General features: G+C 70.9%; 17 protein-coding genes. 5 read left to right on the top strand and 12 right to left on the bottom strand.

Going from position 1 to position 15,155, the window contains the following annotated elements; translation table 11 throughout:
* Window positions 1-144: 144 nt before the first annotated feature.
* From ACLNEE_RS10530 to ACLNEE_RS10505, 6 genes are all read right to left on the bottom strand, one after another.
* On the bottom strand, window positions 145-669 hold the full coding sequence (locus ACLNEE_RS10530; RefSeq protein ID WP_411421401.1) for a hypothetical protein: 525 nt from the start codon (window positions 667-669) through the stop codon (window positions 145-147).
* A 3-nt stretch (window positions 670-672) separates the two neighbouring features.
* The gene (locus tag ACLNEE_RS10525) at window positions 673-1,341 is read right to left on the bottom strand and encodes a flavin prenyltransferase UbiX (protein WP_411421402.1); all 669 of its coding nucleotides are present in this window, start codon (window positions 1,339-1,341) and stop codon (window positions 673-675) included.
* 3 nt (window positions 1,342-1,344) lie between these two features.
* Window positions 1,345-3,669 (bottom strand): RNB domain-containing ribonuclease, encoded by a 2,325-nt coding sequence (locus ACLNEE_RS10520; protein ID WP_411421403.1) that lies wholly within the window; start codon window positions 3,667-3,669, stop codon window positions 1,345-1,347.
* A gap of 152 nt (window positions 3,670-3,821) precedes the next feature.
* Window positions 3,822-4,136, bottom strand: coding sequence for a TMEM165/GDT1 family protein (locus ACLNEE_RS10515; protein ID WP_411421405.1), 315 nt, complete (start codon window positions 4,134-4,136; stop codon window positions 3,822-3,824).
* 19 nt (window positions 4,137-4,155) lie between these two features.
* A complete protein-coding gene (locus ACLNEE_RS10510) occupies window positions 4,156-4,542 on the bottom strand; it encodes a TMEM165/GDT1 family protein (RefSeq protein WP_411421406.1) in 387 nt (128 codons plus the stop codon).
* On the bottom strand, window positions 4,539-4,961 hold the full coding sequence (locus ACLNEE_RS10505; RefSeq protein ID WP_411421407.1) for a YkgJ family cysteine cluster protein: 423 nt from the start codon (window positions 4,959-4,961) through the stop codon (window positions 4,539-4,541). The genes ACLNEE_RS10510 and ACLNEE_RS10505 overlap by 4 nt, the downstream gene beginning before the upstream one ends.
* Window positions 4,962-5,204: 243 nt before the next feature.
* On the opposite strand from ACLNEE_RS10505, the gene psb30 reads away from it, so the two are divergent.
* Window positions 5,205-5,348 carry a photosystem II reaction center protein Ycf12/Psb30 gene (gene psb30, locus ACLNEE_RS10500; RefSeq protein WP_412007072.1) on the top strand — a complete coding sequence of 48 codons (144 nt, stop codon included), beginning with the start codon at window positions 5,205-5,207 and terminating at the stop codon, window positions 5,346-5,348.
* 60 nt (window positions 5,349-5,408) lie between these two features.
* Here psb30 and ACLNEE_RS10495 read toward each other — a convergent pair whose 3' ends face one another.
* Both ACLNEE_RS10495 and recJ read right to left on the bottom strand, forming a co-directional pair.
* Window positions 5,409-6,887, bottom strand: coding sequence for a chloride channel protein (locus ACLNEE_RS10495; RefSeq protein WP_411421409.1), 1,479 nt, complete (start codon window positions 6,885-6,887; stop codon window positions 5,409-5,411).
* Window positions 6,887-8,791 (bottom strand): single-stranded-DNA-specific exonuclease RecJ, encoded by a 1,905-nt coding sequence (gene recJ / locus ACLNEE_RS10490; protein ID WP_412007071.1) that lies wholly within the window; start codon window positions 8,789-8,791, stop codon window positions 6,887-6,889. Before recJ ends, ACLNEE_RS10495 begins: the two co-directional genes overlap by 1 nt.
* Window positions 8,792-8,897: 106 nt before the next feature.
* Between recJ and ACLNEE_RS10485 the strand changes: the two genes are divergently transcribed.
* From ACLNEE_RS10485 to ACLNEE_RS10475, 3 genes are read left to right on the top strand one after another with little or no spacing between them, the layout of a single operon-like run.
* The gene (locus ACLNEE_RS10485; RefSeq protein WP_411421411.1) at window positions 8,898-9,635 is read left to right on the top strand and encodes an HAD-IA family hydrolase; all 738 of its coding nucleotides are present in this window, start codon (window positions 8,898-8,900) and stop codon (window positions 9,633-9,635) included.
* 11 nt (window positions 9,636-9,646) lie between these two features.
* Window positions 9,647-9,979, top strand: coding sequence for a DUF565 domain-containing protein (locus ACLNEE_RS10480; protein ID WP_412007070.1), 333 nt, complete (start codon window positions 9,647-9,649; stop codon window positions 9,977-9,979).
* Window positions 9,979-11,013: a hypothetical protein gene (locus tag ACLNEE_RS10475; protein ID WP_411421413.1), complete on the top strand. Its 1,035-nt coding sequence runs from the start codon at window positions 9,979-9,981 to the stop codon at window positions 11,011-11,013. Before ACLNEE_RS10480 ends, ACLNEE_RS10475 begins: the two co-directional genes overlap by 1 nt.
* Here the strand turns inward: ACLNEE_RS10475 and rpmF are convergent.
* Window positions 10,974-11,153, bottom strand: a complete 180-nt coding sequence (rpmF, locus tag ACLNEE_RS10470) for a 50S ribosomal protein L32 (RefSeq protein WP_411421414.1) — start codon at window positions 11,151-11,153, stop codon at window positions 10,974-10,976. The genes ACLNEE_RS10475 and rpmF overlap by 40 nt on opposite strands.
* An 87-nt stretch (window positions 11,154-11,240) precedes the next feature.
* Between rpmF and ftsH the strand changes: the two genes are divergently transcribed.
* Window positions 11,241-13,256 carry an ATP-dependent zinc metalloprotease FtsH gene (gene ftsH, locus ACLNEE_RS10465; RefSeq protein ID WP_411421415.1) on the top strand — a complete coding sequence of 672 codons (2,016 nt, stop codon included), beginning with the start codon at window positions 11,241-11,243 and terminating at the stop codon, window positions 13,254-13,256.
* Here the strand turns inward: ftsH and ACLNEE_RS10460 are convergent.
* The 3 genes from ACLNEE_RS10460 to ACLNEE_RS10450 all read right to left on the bottom strand — a co-directional run.
* A complete protein-coding gene (locus ACLNEE_RS10460; RefSeq protein ID WP_411421416.1) occupies window positions 13,200-14,159 on the bottom strand; it encodes a cupin domain-containing protein in 960 nt (319 codons plus the stop codon). The two genes, ftsH and ACLNEE_RS10460, sit on opposite strands and share 57 nt — an antisense overlap.
* Window positions 14,160-14,241: 82 nt before the next feature.
* A complete protein-coding gene (locus ACLNEE_RS10455) occupies window positions 14,242-14,517 on the bottom strand; it encodes a MoaD/ThiS family protein (RefSeq protein ID WP_411421417.1) in 276 nt (91 codons plus the stop codon).
* A 70-nt stretch (window positions 14,518-14,587) separates the two neighbouring features.
* Window positions 14,588-15,155: threonine synthase (locus tag ACLNEE_RS10450; protein WP_412007069.1), on the bottom strand; the 568-nt coding region annotated here is incomplete at its 5' end.

Below are 15,155 nucleotides of genomic sequence, written 5' to 3'. Positions count from 1 at the left end.
GATGAGGTGGATCCGATGAGGTTGTTCTGATCCGTGGGCTCGGATCGCTGCTTCCGATCACTGGCCCGGATCCCTGGCTGCACCCGGCGGCCACGTCTCCCGCCCCTGGCGGCCACGTCTCGTGCCCACCCGGTCGCGGGATCCCTACCAGGCGTCGCTCGGCGCCTGATCCCAGCCATCATCGGCGCTCCGATCCCACCCCCCAGGGACCGGGCCGCTGGGGCTGCTGCTGCTGGCTCCGGCCACGGGGGCCTGGTCCTGCCCCCGTCGGATCACCCGGTAGGGCACGGCCACGGTGGGACTCGCCTCCCCGGCGGCCCGGGTCGGTCCTGCCGTCGCCCCGGGCCAGGGGGCGGGCTGGGCTGGTTCGGGAGCGCGCCTGCGGGGGATGTCGCGATCGCTGGCGGTTTCGGGCGTGCTCAACGGCCGGCGCACCTGGCGTTGCAGCCGTCCTGGGGCGGTGCGCAGGGCAAGGCCGGTGCCCAGGGCACTCAGACCGGCACCACCGGCCGCGGCCACCATCAGCCAGACCCCGATCGGCAGGGCCGGGGACGTCCAGGTGAGCAGCCGCAGGGCGACGGGGGGCCTGGGGTTGAAGGCCCCGACCAGAAGCACCGCCAGCAGAGGGGCCAGCAGGGGAAGCAGCAGCAGCTGTCGCACCAGGGCCAAGACTCAGGGCAGCGGGAGCAGGGAGCCTGGAGACTCCTGGGTGGACGCGTTCGCCGAGTCTGCTCCCCTTCCAGGGCCCTGCCAACGCTGCAGCTGGCCCAGCTCGAAGCCGAGCAGGTCGAAGGTGCGGATCACCAGAAAATCCACCATGTCCTCGATCGTGCGCGGCTGGTGGTACCAGGCCGGTACCGGTGGCGCGATCCGTGCTCCGGCCTCCGCCAGCGCGGTGAGGTTGCGCAGGTGCACCAGATTCCAGGGCGTTTCCCGCGGGCAGATCACCAGCGGGCGCGCTTCCTTGAGATGCACGTCGGCGGCCCGCTCCACCAGGTCCAGCGCCACGCCGGAGGCGATCCGGCCGACGGTGCCCATCGAAGCCGGCAGGATCACCATGCCCCGGGTGCGGTAGCTGCCGCTGGCGATCGCCGCGGCCTGGTCATTCCAGCGGTGGCAGCGCAACCGGCCGGTGCGACAGCCCGTTTCCTGGCGCCAGAACCGTTCCTGGGCCTCAGGTTCACTGGGGACGCGCAGCCCCAGTTCCGCCTGCCACACCCCGATGGCTCCCCGGCTGGTGACCATCTCGACGGCCTGGCCGGCCTCCAGCAGCAGCTGCAGGGCCCGCCGCGCCAGGGGCTGCGCCGAAGCGCCCGAGACGGCCAGCACGACGGGGTCCATGGCTCAGGCCTCGCTCAGGACCGGGATGGTCTCGAAGGCCGTGGAGGTGGTGTCGTCATCGTCGTTGTCGCCGCCATCGTCGCCGTCGTCCTCGTAGCCCTCGGGCAAGAGAACCCCCAGGTCGATCTGGTGCCGCAGCGCGTCGACCTTCTGGATCTCCACGTCCACCTGATCCCCGAGCATGTAGGTGCGGCGGTTCTTGCGACCCACCAGCCGGTTCTGGCGGGAGCGGTACTCGTACCAGTCGTCCTTGAGCGAACTGACGTGCACCAGGCCCTCGACATTCGAAGGGGGCACCTCGACGAAGAAGCCGTAGCTCTGAACCCCGCTGATCACACCCGGCAGCACCTGGCCCACCAGCGGTTCCGCCTGACGGGCCTGGGCCATGGCCAGGAGGTCGGCTTCGAGCTCCGCCAGGAACCGCCGCTTGCCGTTGAGGCGCTGCAGAAGTCCGTGGGTATGGGCCTGGAGGAACGGCTGCAGGGCACTGTTGGGCAGCAGGGGCCAGTCGATGGCGCCGTGGCAGGAGTCTGAGGCCAGATCCACGCCGATCTTGTGACGCACGCTGGGGCGGTCCTTCCCTTCGGTGAGCAGAAGCACCAGCAGCGACTGGTTCCAGAGGTCGGCGTAGTGGAGGGTGGGGCAGCTCCAGGGCGCCAGGGCGGCCTCGTCGCCGTGCAGGCCGGCCAGGGCATGGTCCCCGGGTTCGCTGGCCAGGGAGATCGGCCTGAGGATCGCCTTCATCTGCTGCTGCAGGGATCGGCTGCGGTCGGTGGCGGCGAAGGCGGCGGCCAGCTCCGCCCCGCTGGCGTTGCCTTCCTCACCCAGCTCCAGGGGAATGTCGAGGGCCAGGGCGGCCTTGGCCACATCGTTGAGGTCACTGGCCTCCGCCGGAGGATTGACGGCATAGATGGCCGGCAGTTCGAGCGCCCGGAGGTGCTGCCCCAGGGCCCGGTCCGCCAGCAGCAGGGCCTCCCGCAGGATCGCCATCGGGTGATGGGGCGGCAGCTGCACCATCCATCCCCGGGTGGCGGCGTCGGGTCCCGGAATCGCCAGGTCGCCGAGACTCTCGATCGGGGGCATGGGCAGGTCGAGGTCGATGGACCCCTGATCCAGGCGTCGCTGGCGGAGCAGCTCGCCCAGGGCGATCAGCTGCTCGAGCTGCTCGATCTGGTCCTTGAGCGGTTTGAGGGCCGCGGGGGTGGTGCGGCTCTTGGGCTTGCGCTCCGCCAGGGCCGTCAGGGCGCTGGCCCCGACGACGGCGGCAGGCTTGATCTGGCTGAGGCAGAACCGGTAGTGCTCCAGGACCCCCTCGCTGGAGAGGTCCAGTCCGACCGAGACGGCCGCCTGCGCCTCGCCGACCCTGAAGGCCGCGGCCTTGGTCAGGGCGGGGCTCAGCAGCGGCAGCCACTGACGGCCGAGGCAGAGGGCATCCGCCTGGTCCCGCAGCCAGTGGTCGAGGCTGCTGCCGAAGCCCAGCCGCTCGGCCACGGCGGGGGTGTGGATCCAGAGGGTGCAGCCACCCTCGCGCTGCTCCAGGGCGAGGGCCGGCAGGTCGGGGGCCTCCTTGCCCTGCCAGTCACTCAGCAGCAGGCTGTTCTGGGCGGTGAGATCGGTGCGCTCCTTCGGCGCCGGCAGCTTGAGGGTGGCCCGGGGGGCGGCGGGTCGCGCGTGGAGGCGGTGCTTGGTCAGCAGCAGATCCCGATCCGCCGCTTCACCGCCGTTCACGGGCAGCCGCCGGGCCACATGGCCCTGGGGAGCGAACTGGGCCACGGGGTACCGGTCGATCTGCACCTCCACCACCGAGGCGTGGTCGGGATCGAGATAGGCCGCGTCAGCCTCGGGGAGGCGCACGCTGGTCAGCAACCGGTCGTCGAGGGGGGTGGCCACCAGCTGATCCTGCTGCTGTTCGACCTGGGCCAGCAGGGATGGGGTCTGCCGCTCCAGGATGCACTGCACACCGCCCTCGGGGGAGCGCCGGCGTCCCCCCTCGCGGGTGACCTTCACCAGGACGCGATCGCCGTTCCAGGCGTGGTTGAGCTGATGGTCGCGGATGTAGATGTCCTCTCCGCCGTCTTCACGCAGGGCGAAGCAGAAGCCCTTGCTGGAGCAGCGCAACCGGGCCGGGATGAGCTCGGGGTTCTCCTGGCGCCGCAGGCCTGAATCCTCCTGGGCGAGGAGGCCGAGCCTGATGAGCGCGTCGAGTCCGATCTGCAGCTGACGCTTGTCCTGGTCACCGCTGAGGCCCAGGGCCTTCTCCAGCTTGACGATGGGCAGGGGCTCCCCGGCGGGAAGCTGGTCGAGCAGGTCGGCGACCGTGAACTTCATCGAATCAGCGGCTGGTTGGCGTGGTCCGCCGGGGGGAGCCCAGGGGGCCGGCGGAGGGGTGCATGGGGAGCGGGCCCTCCGGACTCGGAGCGATGCCCACGAAGCCCCTGCTCCCTGATCGGCTGACTTTAGGCAGGCGAGTGGCCAGGGGCCTAGGCCTGGCCGGAATCCTCGCTTGCCTCGGCTTCCGCCTCGGCGGTCGCCTTGAGGATCAGCCGGATCCCCAGCACCAGGAAGCCCGCCGAAGCGGCCAGTTGGAGGGCATTGGTGGGGATCACGGCGGAGAGGGATCCCCCCGCCCCCGCCCCCAGCAGGCTGGCCAGCACCAGGGCGGTCGAGCTCCCCGCGAACACCGCGCCCGGGCGTGGTGAGGTGCCGCTGATGGTCACGATGGCCAGCTGGGTCTTGTCGCCCAGTTCGGCGAGGAACACCGTGGCGAAGGTCGAGGCGAGGAGGGGGAGGTCCATCGGAACGGGAGGCAGGGCCTCAGCTCAGGGGCAGATCGGCGGGCGAGGGGGCCAGGTTGACCACCGCCTGGCGCCCCAGCCAGAGCCCCAGGGCCACCATCAGGATGCCGGCCAGCCGTTCCAGCTGCTGGGCGGGCATCACCCCGGCCAGCCAGCGTCCCAGCAGCACCCCGACCAGGCTCGAGCAGATCAGCGCCAGGGAGGCCCCCACGAACACCAGCACGGGCTGGCCCGACTGGGCCGAGAGCAGCAGCGCCGCCAGCTGGGTCTTGTCGCCCAGTTCGGCGAGGAACACCGTGGTGAAGGTCGTGATGAAGGCCACGCCCCAGCTGCTGCCCCGCGGAGAAGGGGCTCCCGCCGCACCGGCCTCAGCACCGGCTTGATCGTCTTCGGGATGGCTGCTCATGCCCGGCCGCGGATCGCCCGCAGAAATCGACGCATCACCTTGCCACGTCCCCCATGCTCACAGCGGATCTGCTGGGTGCAGCAGCCGATCGCCAGCTGATCAAAGGACGCCGGCGGATCACCCGGCCCGTCGCCGAACAGACCGAGCAGGTTGCTGACCCGGCAGAAGTCGGGCCGGCTCTCGTAGATCCGGCAGCGGCGCCCGCCGGTGTCGAAGTGGATGCACCATCCGTCGGGACCCACCATGGCCAGGTAGGTGGCGCGCTGCTGGGGATCCAGCGCCTCGAGGGCCTCGTGGCGCTGGGCGGGATCCAGACGGCAGCAGGCGCCACAGCCGCTGATGCATCGCCACTGGGTGTGTTGTCGTGAGGCCACCTGTGCCGCTTCCTCGGGGTGCGCTGCCTGGAACCATTCAGTCACAGCTTCCGGTCAGTCCGAGCAAGCGCCCAATCTCGACGTCCGGCAGCGATTCGGCTCCCGACCAGCCCGCCTGGCGGTTCCCGCTCCACCGCTCTGGCGGTTCCCGCTTCGCCGCCCTGCCGGCGCCGCTCCGGGAGGCTGCGCCTCTGGCGTGGATCTGAAGGGGATCTGAGGCCGGGGGGCTGTGACAAGCCGTCACAGTGGGTGCCCAGGGCCCTGGAGCCTGCAGATCAGCGCCTAAGTTTGCCGGCAGCGACCTGGGCTCCCGAGCTGGCCACCATGGGCATCGACTTTCACCTGATTGCGAACTTCGCCGCACTGGCCCTGATCACCCTGGCCGGCCCTGCCGTGATCTTCATCCTCTTCTACCGGCGCGGCGCCCTCTGAGCCTCCCAGGCGCCCTCTGAATCGATCAGCCGGCGGCTGAACGGTCGGGACGTGGATCCCTCAGCCCCCATCCCCCTCAGGCTCAGAGTTTTCCAGCCCTTCTTCAGCGGCCAGCTCCGGCGGCGTGGGCTCCAGCTTGATCTGCGCTCTGTTCTGACTTCCCTGTCGGCGTTCCCTGTGGCGGGCGTGGGCCTCATGGTGGACCTTGGCCAGGGCGTGATAGATCGGCTCGCTCTGGAGTCTGCGGCCCGCATAGGCGCCCACGACGGCGCTGAGCAGAAGGCCGAAGAGCCATTGCTGGTCTCCGGCCATCCGCAGCGAGAACAGCACCGTCATCAACGGAAGCTGGGTCGCACCGGCCAGGCCCCCGGCCATGCCCAGCGCCACGCCGAGCTGCACGTTCGCTCCGAGGATGGCCAGCAGCCCGCCGCCGAACACGGCACCGATGCTGAAGGCCGGATCAATCAGGCCGCCGGGAATCCCTGAGGCGAGCGCGAGCACCGGAGCGACCAGCCGCGCGGCGAGCACCAGCCCCCAGCCCAGGATCCCCAGCGGAGCGCCCGGGACCGGCAGGCAGCCACGGCCCTCCAGCAGCTGCTCCATGACCGCTTCCCCGTCGCCGCCGCTCCAGCCGCCGCTGAGCACCGCCATCAGCCCCAGGGCGGCGCCCAGGATCAGCCCCCAGCGCCAGGGATGCTGAAGCACCTCCGGCCTCAGCCAGCGGCTGGCCTGCAGCAACCATCGCGCGAACAGGCCGCCGAGCAGTCCGGCCCCGACACCGATCGGCAGGGACAGCAGCAGCTGTTGCCACTCCGGGTCGTCCGTGCTCACCAGGCCGAGCGTGAACAGCGGGCTGCCCTCGAGGTTGCTGGTGAGGGCGGCGGCGGAACACACGATCAGGGCCGGCCACAGCACCGTGCTGCTGTAGCGCCCGGTCAGCTCCTCCATCACGAAGATCGCGCCCATCAACGGGCTGTTGAATCCCCCGGCCAGGCCCGCGCCGGAGCTGATCGCCAGCAGGTCCTGCGGCTCCACGCTCCGCAGGAGCCCCGGAAATCGCCGGCGCAGGGCCTGGGCGACCGACGCCCCGAGGTGAACCACGGGACCTTCCCGGCCCAGGGGCATCAGGGCCAGGCTGGCGGCCGACCAGAGGCTGAGCCGTGCCAGCAACGGCCGGGGAGCCAGCAACGCCTCGGCGGCCTCCGGTTCCTGGAGGCTTCTGATCGTCTGCGGGATTCCCGAGCCCGAGCCGTTGGCCAGCGGGTGGGCCTGGAGCCACAGCAACAGCGGCATCATCACCAGGGGCGCCAGGGCGATGGCCAGGGCCACCGGGCTCCAGCCCCCGCCGCTGAAGCTCGGCAGCTGGAGCTGCAGCTGGTCCTGCCAGCCGTCCACGAGGTTCAGGGGCCAGCAGGCCAGCCCCACCAGCGCTCCCACCACGGCCAGCTGCAGCACGGTGCTGACGTCGCGTCGATGCAGGGGGGATGGACCGAAGGGCGACGCCCGCTGGGGGGAGGGGCTCTGGAGCGATCCGGGCATCAGGCGACAAGACCGAGAGCCATCGCAGCATCCTCCAGAAGGGCCCGCAGGTAGGGGTGCTGGGGATCGCTGCTGCTGTGCAGTTCTTCGCCCTGGGCATTGCGCACCACCAGTCCGTCCCCCAGCCGGCGGCACCAGTAGGTGCGGGCGTTGCGCTGCAGCTGCACCTCCCAGTCGGTCTCGGGTGCGGCACCCCGGCGGACACCCACCAGATCGAGCTGGATGCGCTCCTGCCCCTGCCAGCGGTTCAGCGTGAGCCGGTAGGCCACATCCAGCCACTCGGGCAGGTCGGCCCCCCCTTGCCAACGCCATCCCATCGCCCGCAGCCGGCGCTCTCCCTGGGCCAGCTCCAGCTGCAGATGGCCGCCCCGCAGCAGCTTCTGACCCTCGACACGGCAGGCGGCGCTCCAGAACACCGGCTGGGGATGGGCGATGCCGAACGGCTCCAGGCGCCGCTGATGGGCGAGGAACTGCCGATCGATCACCTCGAAGTGCAGCAGGGCCTCGGGTTCGACCGGATGCCCGCCCCCATGGCTCTCCCGCCATTCGGTGGCCAGGGCTTCGAGCCGTTGCTGCAGCGATGCCACGTTTTCGGCGCGCACCGTGAAGCCTCCCGCGGCGGGATGGCCGCCATGGCGCTCCAGCAGATCGGCACAGCGGCTGAGCGCCGCATCGACGGCAAAGCCCCGCGGTGCCCGCACCGAGGCGCGGAGCAGCCCGCCGCCCTCTGCGGCCAGCAGGGCGGCGGGCAGGCCCAGCCTCTCGACCAGACGGGCCGCCACGATGCCGATCACGCCGTGGTGCCAGTGGCTCTGGGCCAGGAGCACGAAGTTGGAACGCGCCGGGCCATCCGCTTCCAGCAGGGCCAGGGCTTCCGCCTCGATCGCCTCGCAGAGCTCCCGGCGTTGCCGGTTGAGGCCCTCGCAGGCCTGCGCCAGCTCCAGGGCCCTCTCCCAGTCCGGGGTGGTGAGCAGCTCCACGACCAGCTGGGGATCACCCAGCCGCCCGACCGCATTGATCCGCGGCGCGATCTGAAACCCCACCACCTGGGCATCGAGTGGGGTGTCCTCCGTCCCCGCCAGCCGTTGCAGGGCCTTCAGACCCGGCAGGGAGGATCCACCGAGGCGGGGCAGCCCATCCATCAGCCAGCGACGGTTGACCCCCTCGAGCGGGGCCATGTCGGCGATGGTGCCGATGCAGAAGAGATCCCGCGCCATGGCCAGTCCGTCCTCCCGCCGGCGATGGCGGCAGAGGCCGGCGGCCAGCACATAGGCCAGGCCCACCCCCGCCAGTCCCCGGAAGGGTGATCCCGGTGGCGTGCGCGCCGGGTGCAGCAGCGCCAGGTGCGGGGGAATCCGTTCCGGAATGGTGTGGTGGTCCGTGAGGATCACCTCCACCCCCAGCGCCTCGGCCCGGTCCAGCGCCGCTTCGGCGGCAATGCCGTTGTCGACCGTCACCAGCAGCCGCACACCCTCGGCGGCCAGCCGCTCGACCATGGCGGGATTGAGGCCGTAGCCCTCGTCGAGCCGGCTGGGGATCGCCGCCAGGGGCTGGGCCCCCAGCCGTCCCAGCACGCCCACCAGCAGGGCGGTGCTGGTCATGCCGTCGGCGTCGTAGTCCCCGCAGATCGCCACCGGTTCCGCCTGGATGCAGGCCCGGTCCAACCGTTCGACGGCCTTGGTCAGATCCGGGAAATGGGCATTCGGGGCCGGTGCCGCCTCGGGCTCCAGCAGCTGGGCGATCGCCGCGGCCGTGCGCCGGCCGCGGCGGGCCAGCACCGCCAGCAGCGGCAGCGGCAGTGGCTCCACCCCGTCAGGGTTCAGACGCCCGAGGTGTTCAGGATCGGCCAGCGCACCGAGGGGCGCCGGGAGCTGCCAGCGTTGCTCGGAGAGGGCGGGGAGCAACGGGCCGATCAACGCAGGACAGCCCATTCTGGGGGGGCTTCCAGCCGCTCCCGGGCCGGGCAGCGTGGAGGGCGGCCTAACCTCGGCCGTCCGCAGCTCCGGGTCGATGTCCCTGCGCGCCCTGCTCTGGGATGTGGATGGCACCCTCGCCGAGACCGAGCGCGACGGCCATCGCGTCGCCTTCAACCGCGCCTTCGCCGAGCGCGGTGTCGGCGTTCACTGGGACCCAGACGGCTATCGCCACTGGCTTCGCATCTCCGGTGGCGCCGAGCGCATCCGGGCCTGTCTGGCCGAGCTGGAGGGCCAGGATCCCGAACCGGCCCGGGTGGCGGCCCTTCAGGCCTGCAAGCAGCGCCACTACGGCGCCCTGGTGCGCGATGGCCTGCTTCGCCTGCGCCTCGGGGTCGCGGCCCTGATCACCGAGGCGGCCGCGGCTGGGCTGTCCCAGGGCCTCGTCACCACCAGCGCCCGGGGGGCTGTGCAGGAGCTGGAGCATCGCCTGCTCGGCGATCTGGCCCAGGCCTTCAGCTTCCGGATCTGTGGGGAGGATGTGCGCCGCAAGAAACCCGATGCGGAGGCGTACCGCCTGGCTCTGGCCCATCTGGGCCTGCCCGCCCGGCAGGTGGTGGCGATCGAGGATTCGCCCCAGGGCCTGGCTGCCGCCGTGGGGGCGGAGCTGCCCTGTCTGGTCACCCTGAGCCACTACGGAGCCCAGATGCCTGCCGAGCACTATCAGCAGGCCCGGGCCGTGGTGAGCGAGCTCGGAGAGGGCTGCCAGGTGCTGAACGGGCCGGCTTGCCAGAGCGGCCGGGTCACGCTGTCGTACCTCGAGGACCTGCTCTGACTCCGCCTCCCTTGCAGCCCACCCGCTTCAATCAGCTCAGCGAGGCCGCCGCCGCCGCCGTGCTGGGCAACCTGCGGGGCAGCTGGCGCTACCGCAGCGTGGTGCTGCTGTCCCTCCTGGGCGGGTTCTACGCGGGTGGCAATCTCACCACCTACGTGATGCTGGTCTTTCCGGGCGGCCGCCCGATGGCGGTGCTGGGGCTTGTGCTGGGGCTGGAACTGGTGGTGAGGCTGCGCAGCCGCCTGGTGCGGGAGCGGCCCGGGCTGGGCTGGGTGATCGCCGACAACCTGCGCATTGGCCTGGTCTATGCGGTGGTGTTGGAGGCGTTCAAGCTCGGCACCTGATGGACCCCGACCTGCAGCGGCATTGCGGCATCGAGGACCCCCTGCAGTGGCGACTGGTCTGTGGGGCAGGGTCTCCGCTGGAGACCCCCATCCACCCGAGCCTTGTGGAGGGCTTTGCGCTGCCCCTGCTGGCGAGACTCCTGCACGGTGTCGAATCCGGCGGGCGTCCGGCCGTGGCGATCAACGGTCCGGTGGGGGTCGGCAAGAGCAGTCTGGCCCGGGTGCTGCAGGTGCTGGCGGCCCGGCTGGGTCTGCGCCTGGGGGTCGCCTCGATCGATGATTTCTATCTGCCCTGGCAGGCGCGGCTCGATGCGCTGGCCGGCAACCCGTTCGGTGTGAGCCGGGTGCCACCGGGCAGCCATGACATCGGCCTGCTCGAGGAGAGTCTGCGGCGCTGGCGGGGGGGAGGGGCATGGGTGCGCCCCCGCTTCGATAAAAGTCTGCGGGGCGGCCAGGGCGACCGCGCCGGGGTCGATCGGATCGCCTGTGACGCGGTTGTGGTCGAGGGCTGGTTGATGGGCTGTCGTCCGCTCGGCCTGGAGGCCGACACTGCGGTGGTGCAGGCCGAGCGCCTGGCCCCTGGCCTCGCGCCGGCGGAGCTGGCCTGGCTGCCGCACTGGGATCGCCAGCTTGAGGGCTACCAGGGGGCCTGGAGCGCGTTCGGGGAACTCTGGGTGCTCCGTCCGACGGACTGGTCGCTGCCGCGCCGCTGGCGCTTTCAGGCCGAGGCCCGGCAGCGGCGGGCCCTGACGGCTGGCCAGCGGCGGGGCCGGCTGGATGCCGGTGCGCAACAGTCAGCCATGGGCGGCGGCGGCGCGTGGCTCGAGCCTCGGGCCCTGGAGGCGCTGGTGCGCTCCAGCCTGGCGAGTCTGCCGCCAGCCCTCTACCAGGACCCCCTGCTCGAGCAGAGCCTGCCGGTGCCCACCAGAGCCGTGGCTTGGCTGGACAGCCGCCGCCGCTGCGTGGCCTGCCGGGCTCCTCTCCTGGGCCGGGATCAGGCCTCTGAGGCCTCCTCCTCGTCCTTGATCGGATAGACGAAGCCCTGGGCCCGGCCGCTCAGCACGGCCTTGCCGATCGAGAGAGCCTTCTGGGCGGCCGTGGCGGCCTTGGCCTTCCAGTGGGCATGGCGCTGGTTGCGCTTCCCTTTCGAGGTCTTCTTCTTGGGAACAGCCATCCCCGTTCACTCACAGCCAAACGAGGATCCTCCGCTGCGGGCTTGCCTTTCGTCAAATCGCTAAGCTCCTGCGAAAGCCGCAACCCCGTGAGCAAGAGCCTTCCACCGGCTGCTGCAAGCGCCGCTGAGACGGCTGCGGCAGGGTCCGTTCAGGCGACTGCAGCAGGGTCCGCCCAGGCGGACAAGCCAGGGCCGGCCAACGACGCGGCGACTGCGAAGCCCAGCGCCACCGAGCCGGCGACCCCTGCCCGGCCCGTGGTCGAGTCGCTGGCCGATCGTCTCGGTGGAGGGCGTGTCCCCACGCCCTCCTACAGCCAGCTGTTGGCCGACCTGAAGGGTGGAAAGGTCAAGGAATTGCAGCTGTCCATCGCCCGTCGGGAAGTGGAGGCGCGCTTCGCGGACGGCCGGGTGGCGCGGGTCCCGGTCTTCAACAACGACCAGCTGCTGCTGCGGACGGCGGAGCAGGCCCGGGTCCCGCTCACGGTCCGGGACGACCGCAGCGAGGCGGCCACCGCCTCGCTCGTCTCCAACGGTCTGCTGGTGCTGCTGCTGCTGATCGGGCTGGGGCTGCTGCTGAAGCGTTCAACCCAGGTGGCCAGCCGGGCCATGGGCTTCGGCAGCAGCAAGCCCCGGCTGCAGCCGGAGAACACGGTCACGGTCCGCTTCGAGGACGTGGCCGGCATCGCCGAGGCCAAGGAGGAGCTCCAGGAGGTGGTGACCTTCCTGCAGTCCCCGGAGCGCTACACGGCCATCGGTGCCCGCATCCCCAAGGGCGTGCTGCTCGTCGGTCCCCCGGGCACCGGCAAGACCCTGCTGGCCCGTGCCATCGCCGGGGAGGCCGGGGTGCCCTTCTTCTCGATGGCCGCCTCGGAATTCGTCGAGATGTTCGTGGGCGTGGGGGCGAGCCGGGTGCGGGATCTCTTCCGCAAGGCCAAGGCCAAGGCCCCGTGCATCATCTTCATCGACGAGATCGATGCGGTCGGGCGCCAGCGCGGTGCCGGGATCGGCGGCGGCAACGATGAGAGGGAGCAGACCCTCAACCAGCTGCTGACCGAGATGGATGGCTTCGAGGAGAACTCCGGCGTGATCCTGGTGGCGGCAACGAACCGACCGGATGTGCTCGATGCCGCCCTGATGCGGCCTGGCCGATTCGACCGTCGCATCACCGTCGATCTGCCCGACCGCCGTGGGCGGGAGGAGATCCTGGCCGTCCATGCCCGCACCCGCCCGCTGGACGAGGCGGTTTCCCTGGCCGACTGGGCCAGCCGCACCCCCGGGTTCTCCGGTGCGGATCTGGCCAACCTGCTCAATGAGGCGGCGATCCTCACCGCCCGCCGCCAACAGAGCGCCATCGATGAGGCGGCCCTCAGCGATGCCCTCGAGCGGATCACCATGGGCCTGGCGGTGGCCCCCCTGCAGGACTCGGCCAAGAAGCGCCTGATCGCTTACCACGAAGTGGGTCATGCCCTGCTCACCACCCTGGTGCCCCATGCCGATCGGCTGGACAAGGTGACCCTGCTGCCCAGGGCGGGCGGGGTCGGCGGTTTTGCCCGCACCATGCCGGACGAGGAGCTGCTGGATTCCGGCCTGATCAGCAAGGCCTACCTGCAGGCCAGGCTCGTGGTGGCCATGGGCGGCCGGGCTGCCGAGCTGGTGGTGTTCGGGCCCAGTGAAGTGACCCAGGGAGCCGCCGGTGACCTGGAGATGGTGTCCCGGATCTGCCGTGAGATGGTCACCCGCTACGGCTTCTCCTCGCTTGGTCCCCAGGCCCTCGAGGGGGAGGGTGTCGAGGTCTTCCTCGGCCGCGACTGGCTGCGATCCCAGCCCGCCTATTCCCAGGGGACGGGCAACCGGATCGATGCGCAGGTGCGTTCCCTGGCCCAGGCGGCTCTCGACCGGGCCGTGGACATGCTCAGGCCCCGTCGGGACCTGATGGATCTCCTGGTGGACCGGCTGATCGCCGAGGAAACCATCGAGGGGGAGGTGTTCCGCCGTCTGGTCGAAGCGCATGACCGGGGCGCCGGGGCCCCGGCCCCTCCGGGTTCATCAGGCGGCCAGCCCGCTGCTGAAGCGGATGTCGAGGCTGCGCAGGTAGGTGTGTAGGCCGGCGTCCTGAATCGGCAGCAGCAGGGCCTCCCGGCCACTGTCGTTCACATGGCTGTGCCAGTGGCCCGGTGGCGTCACGAAGGCGGCGCCGGGTTCCCACTCCATCCGCACCGGGTTGCGGATCGTGCCGTCCGGGTTCAGCTCGGGCCCCGAGAGCGTGGCGCAGCCGGGGGCACAGTCGATCACCAGATCCAGGGCCACCGACTGGTGCCGGTGGGGCGGTTGCACGGCTCCGGCCGGCACCAGGCCGTACATCGCCCAGAGGGTGTGGGTCACGGTGCGGCTGGCCGGCAGATCGCTGTTGGCCAGCAGCAGGCTGAGCCGGTTGCTGCGGGCACTGCTGGGGTCGTCCGACAGGGCCGCCAGTTCCTGCCGCAGCCACGCGCCGGGGTAGTGGGTGGCCTCGAAGCGGGGGCGATCGGCGCTCACCCCCAGGTGGCTGAGCAGGGGAGCATCGTGAACCCAGTAGAGAACGCTCTCCTCGACGGCTTCCAGCTGGGCGGCCTCGCCGGCGGGCAGCACGAACAGATCGCCCTGGCGCCAGTCCTGGCTGAAGTCGTGGCCCCCTGGCGAGGCCGGTTGACGGCAATGGCCGGTTCCCCTCCACACATAGAAGAGGGAGCTGGTGGCGTTGGCACCGGCGCTGATCGACTCGCCCGCGAGAATCCGCACGAAGTTGGCGCTGAGGGCCGGGCTGGTGGCCGGCCCCTGGCAGCCCAGCTCGCGGCTGAGATCGAGGGGAAGGATGGCGCTGGGTCCCCGGGCATGCAGCTCAGGTCCCCAGCGTCCCTCCGGGATCGGCTCGGTGAGACCGCGGCGCACCGGATTGGCAGCCTGGCGGTAATCGAACAGCTGGGCCTTGCTGCTGGCCGCGGCTGGGGCCTCGGGCGTAAGGGTCATGGCTCAAGCCACAGGACGATCGGTGGCCGAGCCTATGCAGCCCGGGCCGGGGCTGGGGTGCTCGCGGGCACAGGACGGGGCCTCAGCCCCCGGCCACCGCGGGCACGATCGACACCTCATCGCCGTCCTTGAGACCGGTGGCCTGGTTTTCCAGAAAACGGATGTCCTCGCTGTTCACGTAGATGTTGAGGAAGCGGCGCAGCTTGCCGTTCTCATCGCAGAGGCGGGCCTTCAGCCCGGGGAACTGGCCGTCGAGGGCGTCGATCAGGGTGTCGATGCTGGCGGCCTCGAGCTCCACGCTGGCCTGGTCATTGGTGAACTTCTGAAGGGGAGTGGGGATCAGAACCTGAATGCCCATGGATCGGCGCGACGTTGGGAAAGGGAAAGGGAGAAGTGGAACAGCAGGCAGCCCATGGGCTGCAGGAGGGTCAGCCCCGGTGGTCGGCCTGGGCCTGCTGCCAGGCGGCCTTGAAGCTCTCCAGCTGGGCTTCGATCGTGTAGGGCGCTCCGATGGCATCGACCACGGCCTCGGTGGTCTTGAGGCCGTTGCCGGTGATGTAGGCCACGGTGCGCTCCTCGGGATTGATCCTGCCCTGCTCCACGAGCTTGCGGAGCACCGCGATCGTGGTGCCACCGGCGGTCTCGGTGAAGATCCCCTCCGTCTCCGCCAGCAGCTTGATCCCGTCGACGATCTCCGCGTCGCTCACCGCGGCGATGCTGCCGCCGGTGCGGTTGGCGATGTCGATGGCATAGGGGCCGTCGGCCGGGTTGCCGATCGCGATCGATTTGGCGATCGTGTGGGGCTTCACCGGGGTGATGAAGTCCCGGCCTTCGGCGAAGGCCTGGGCGATCGGGCTGCAGCCCTCGGCCTGGGCGCCGCTGAAGCGCACGGACTTCTCCTCCACCAGGCCGCACTGGATGAACTCGTCGAAGCCCTTGCGGATCTTGGTGAACAGGGATCCGGAGGCCAGGGGAGCGACGATGTGGTCAGGCAGT

The sequence above is a fragment of the Aphanothece stagnina RSMan2012 genome (assembly GCF_046764815.1).
In the GTDB taxonomy this organism is placed as follows: domain Bacteria; phylum Cyanobacteriota; class Cyanobacteriia; order PCC-6307; family Cyanobiaceae; genus NIES-981.
The sequence above is the reverse complement of the archived record's forward strand: the minus strand, read 5'-3'. Positions and strand labels throughout refer to the sequence as shown.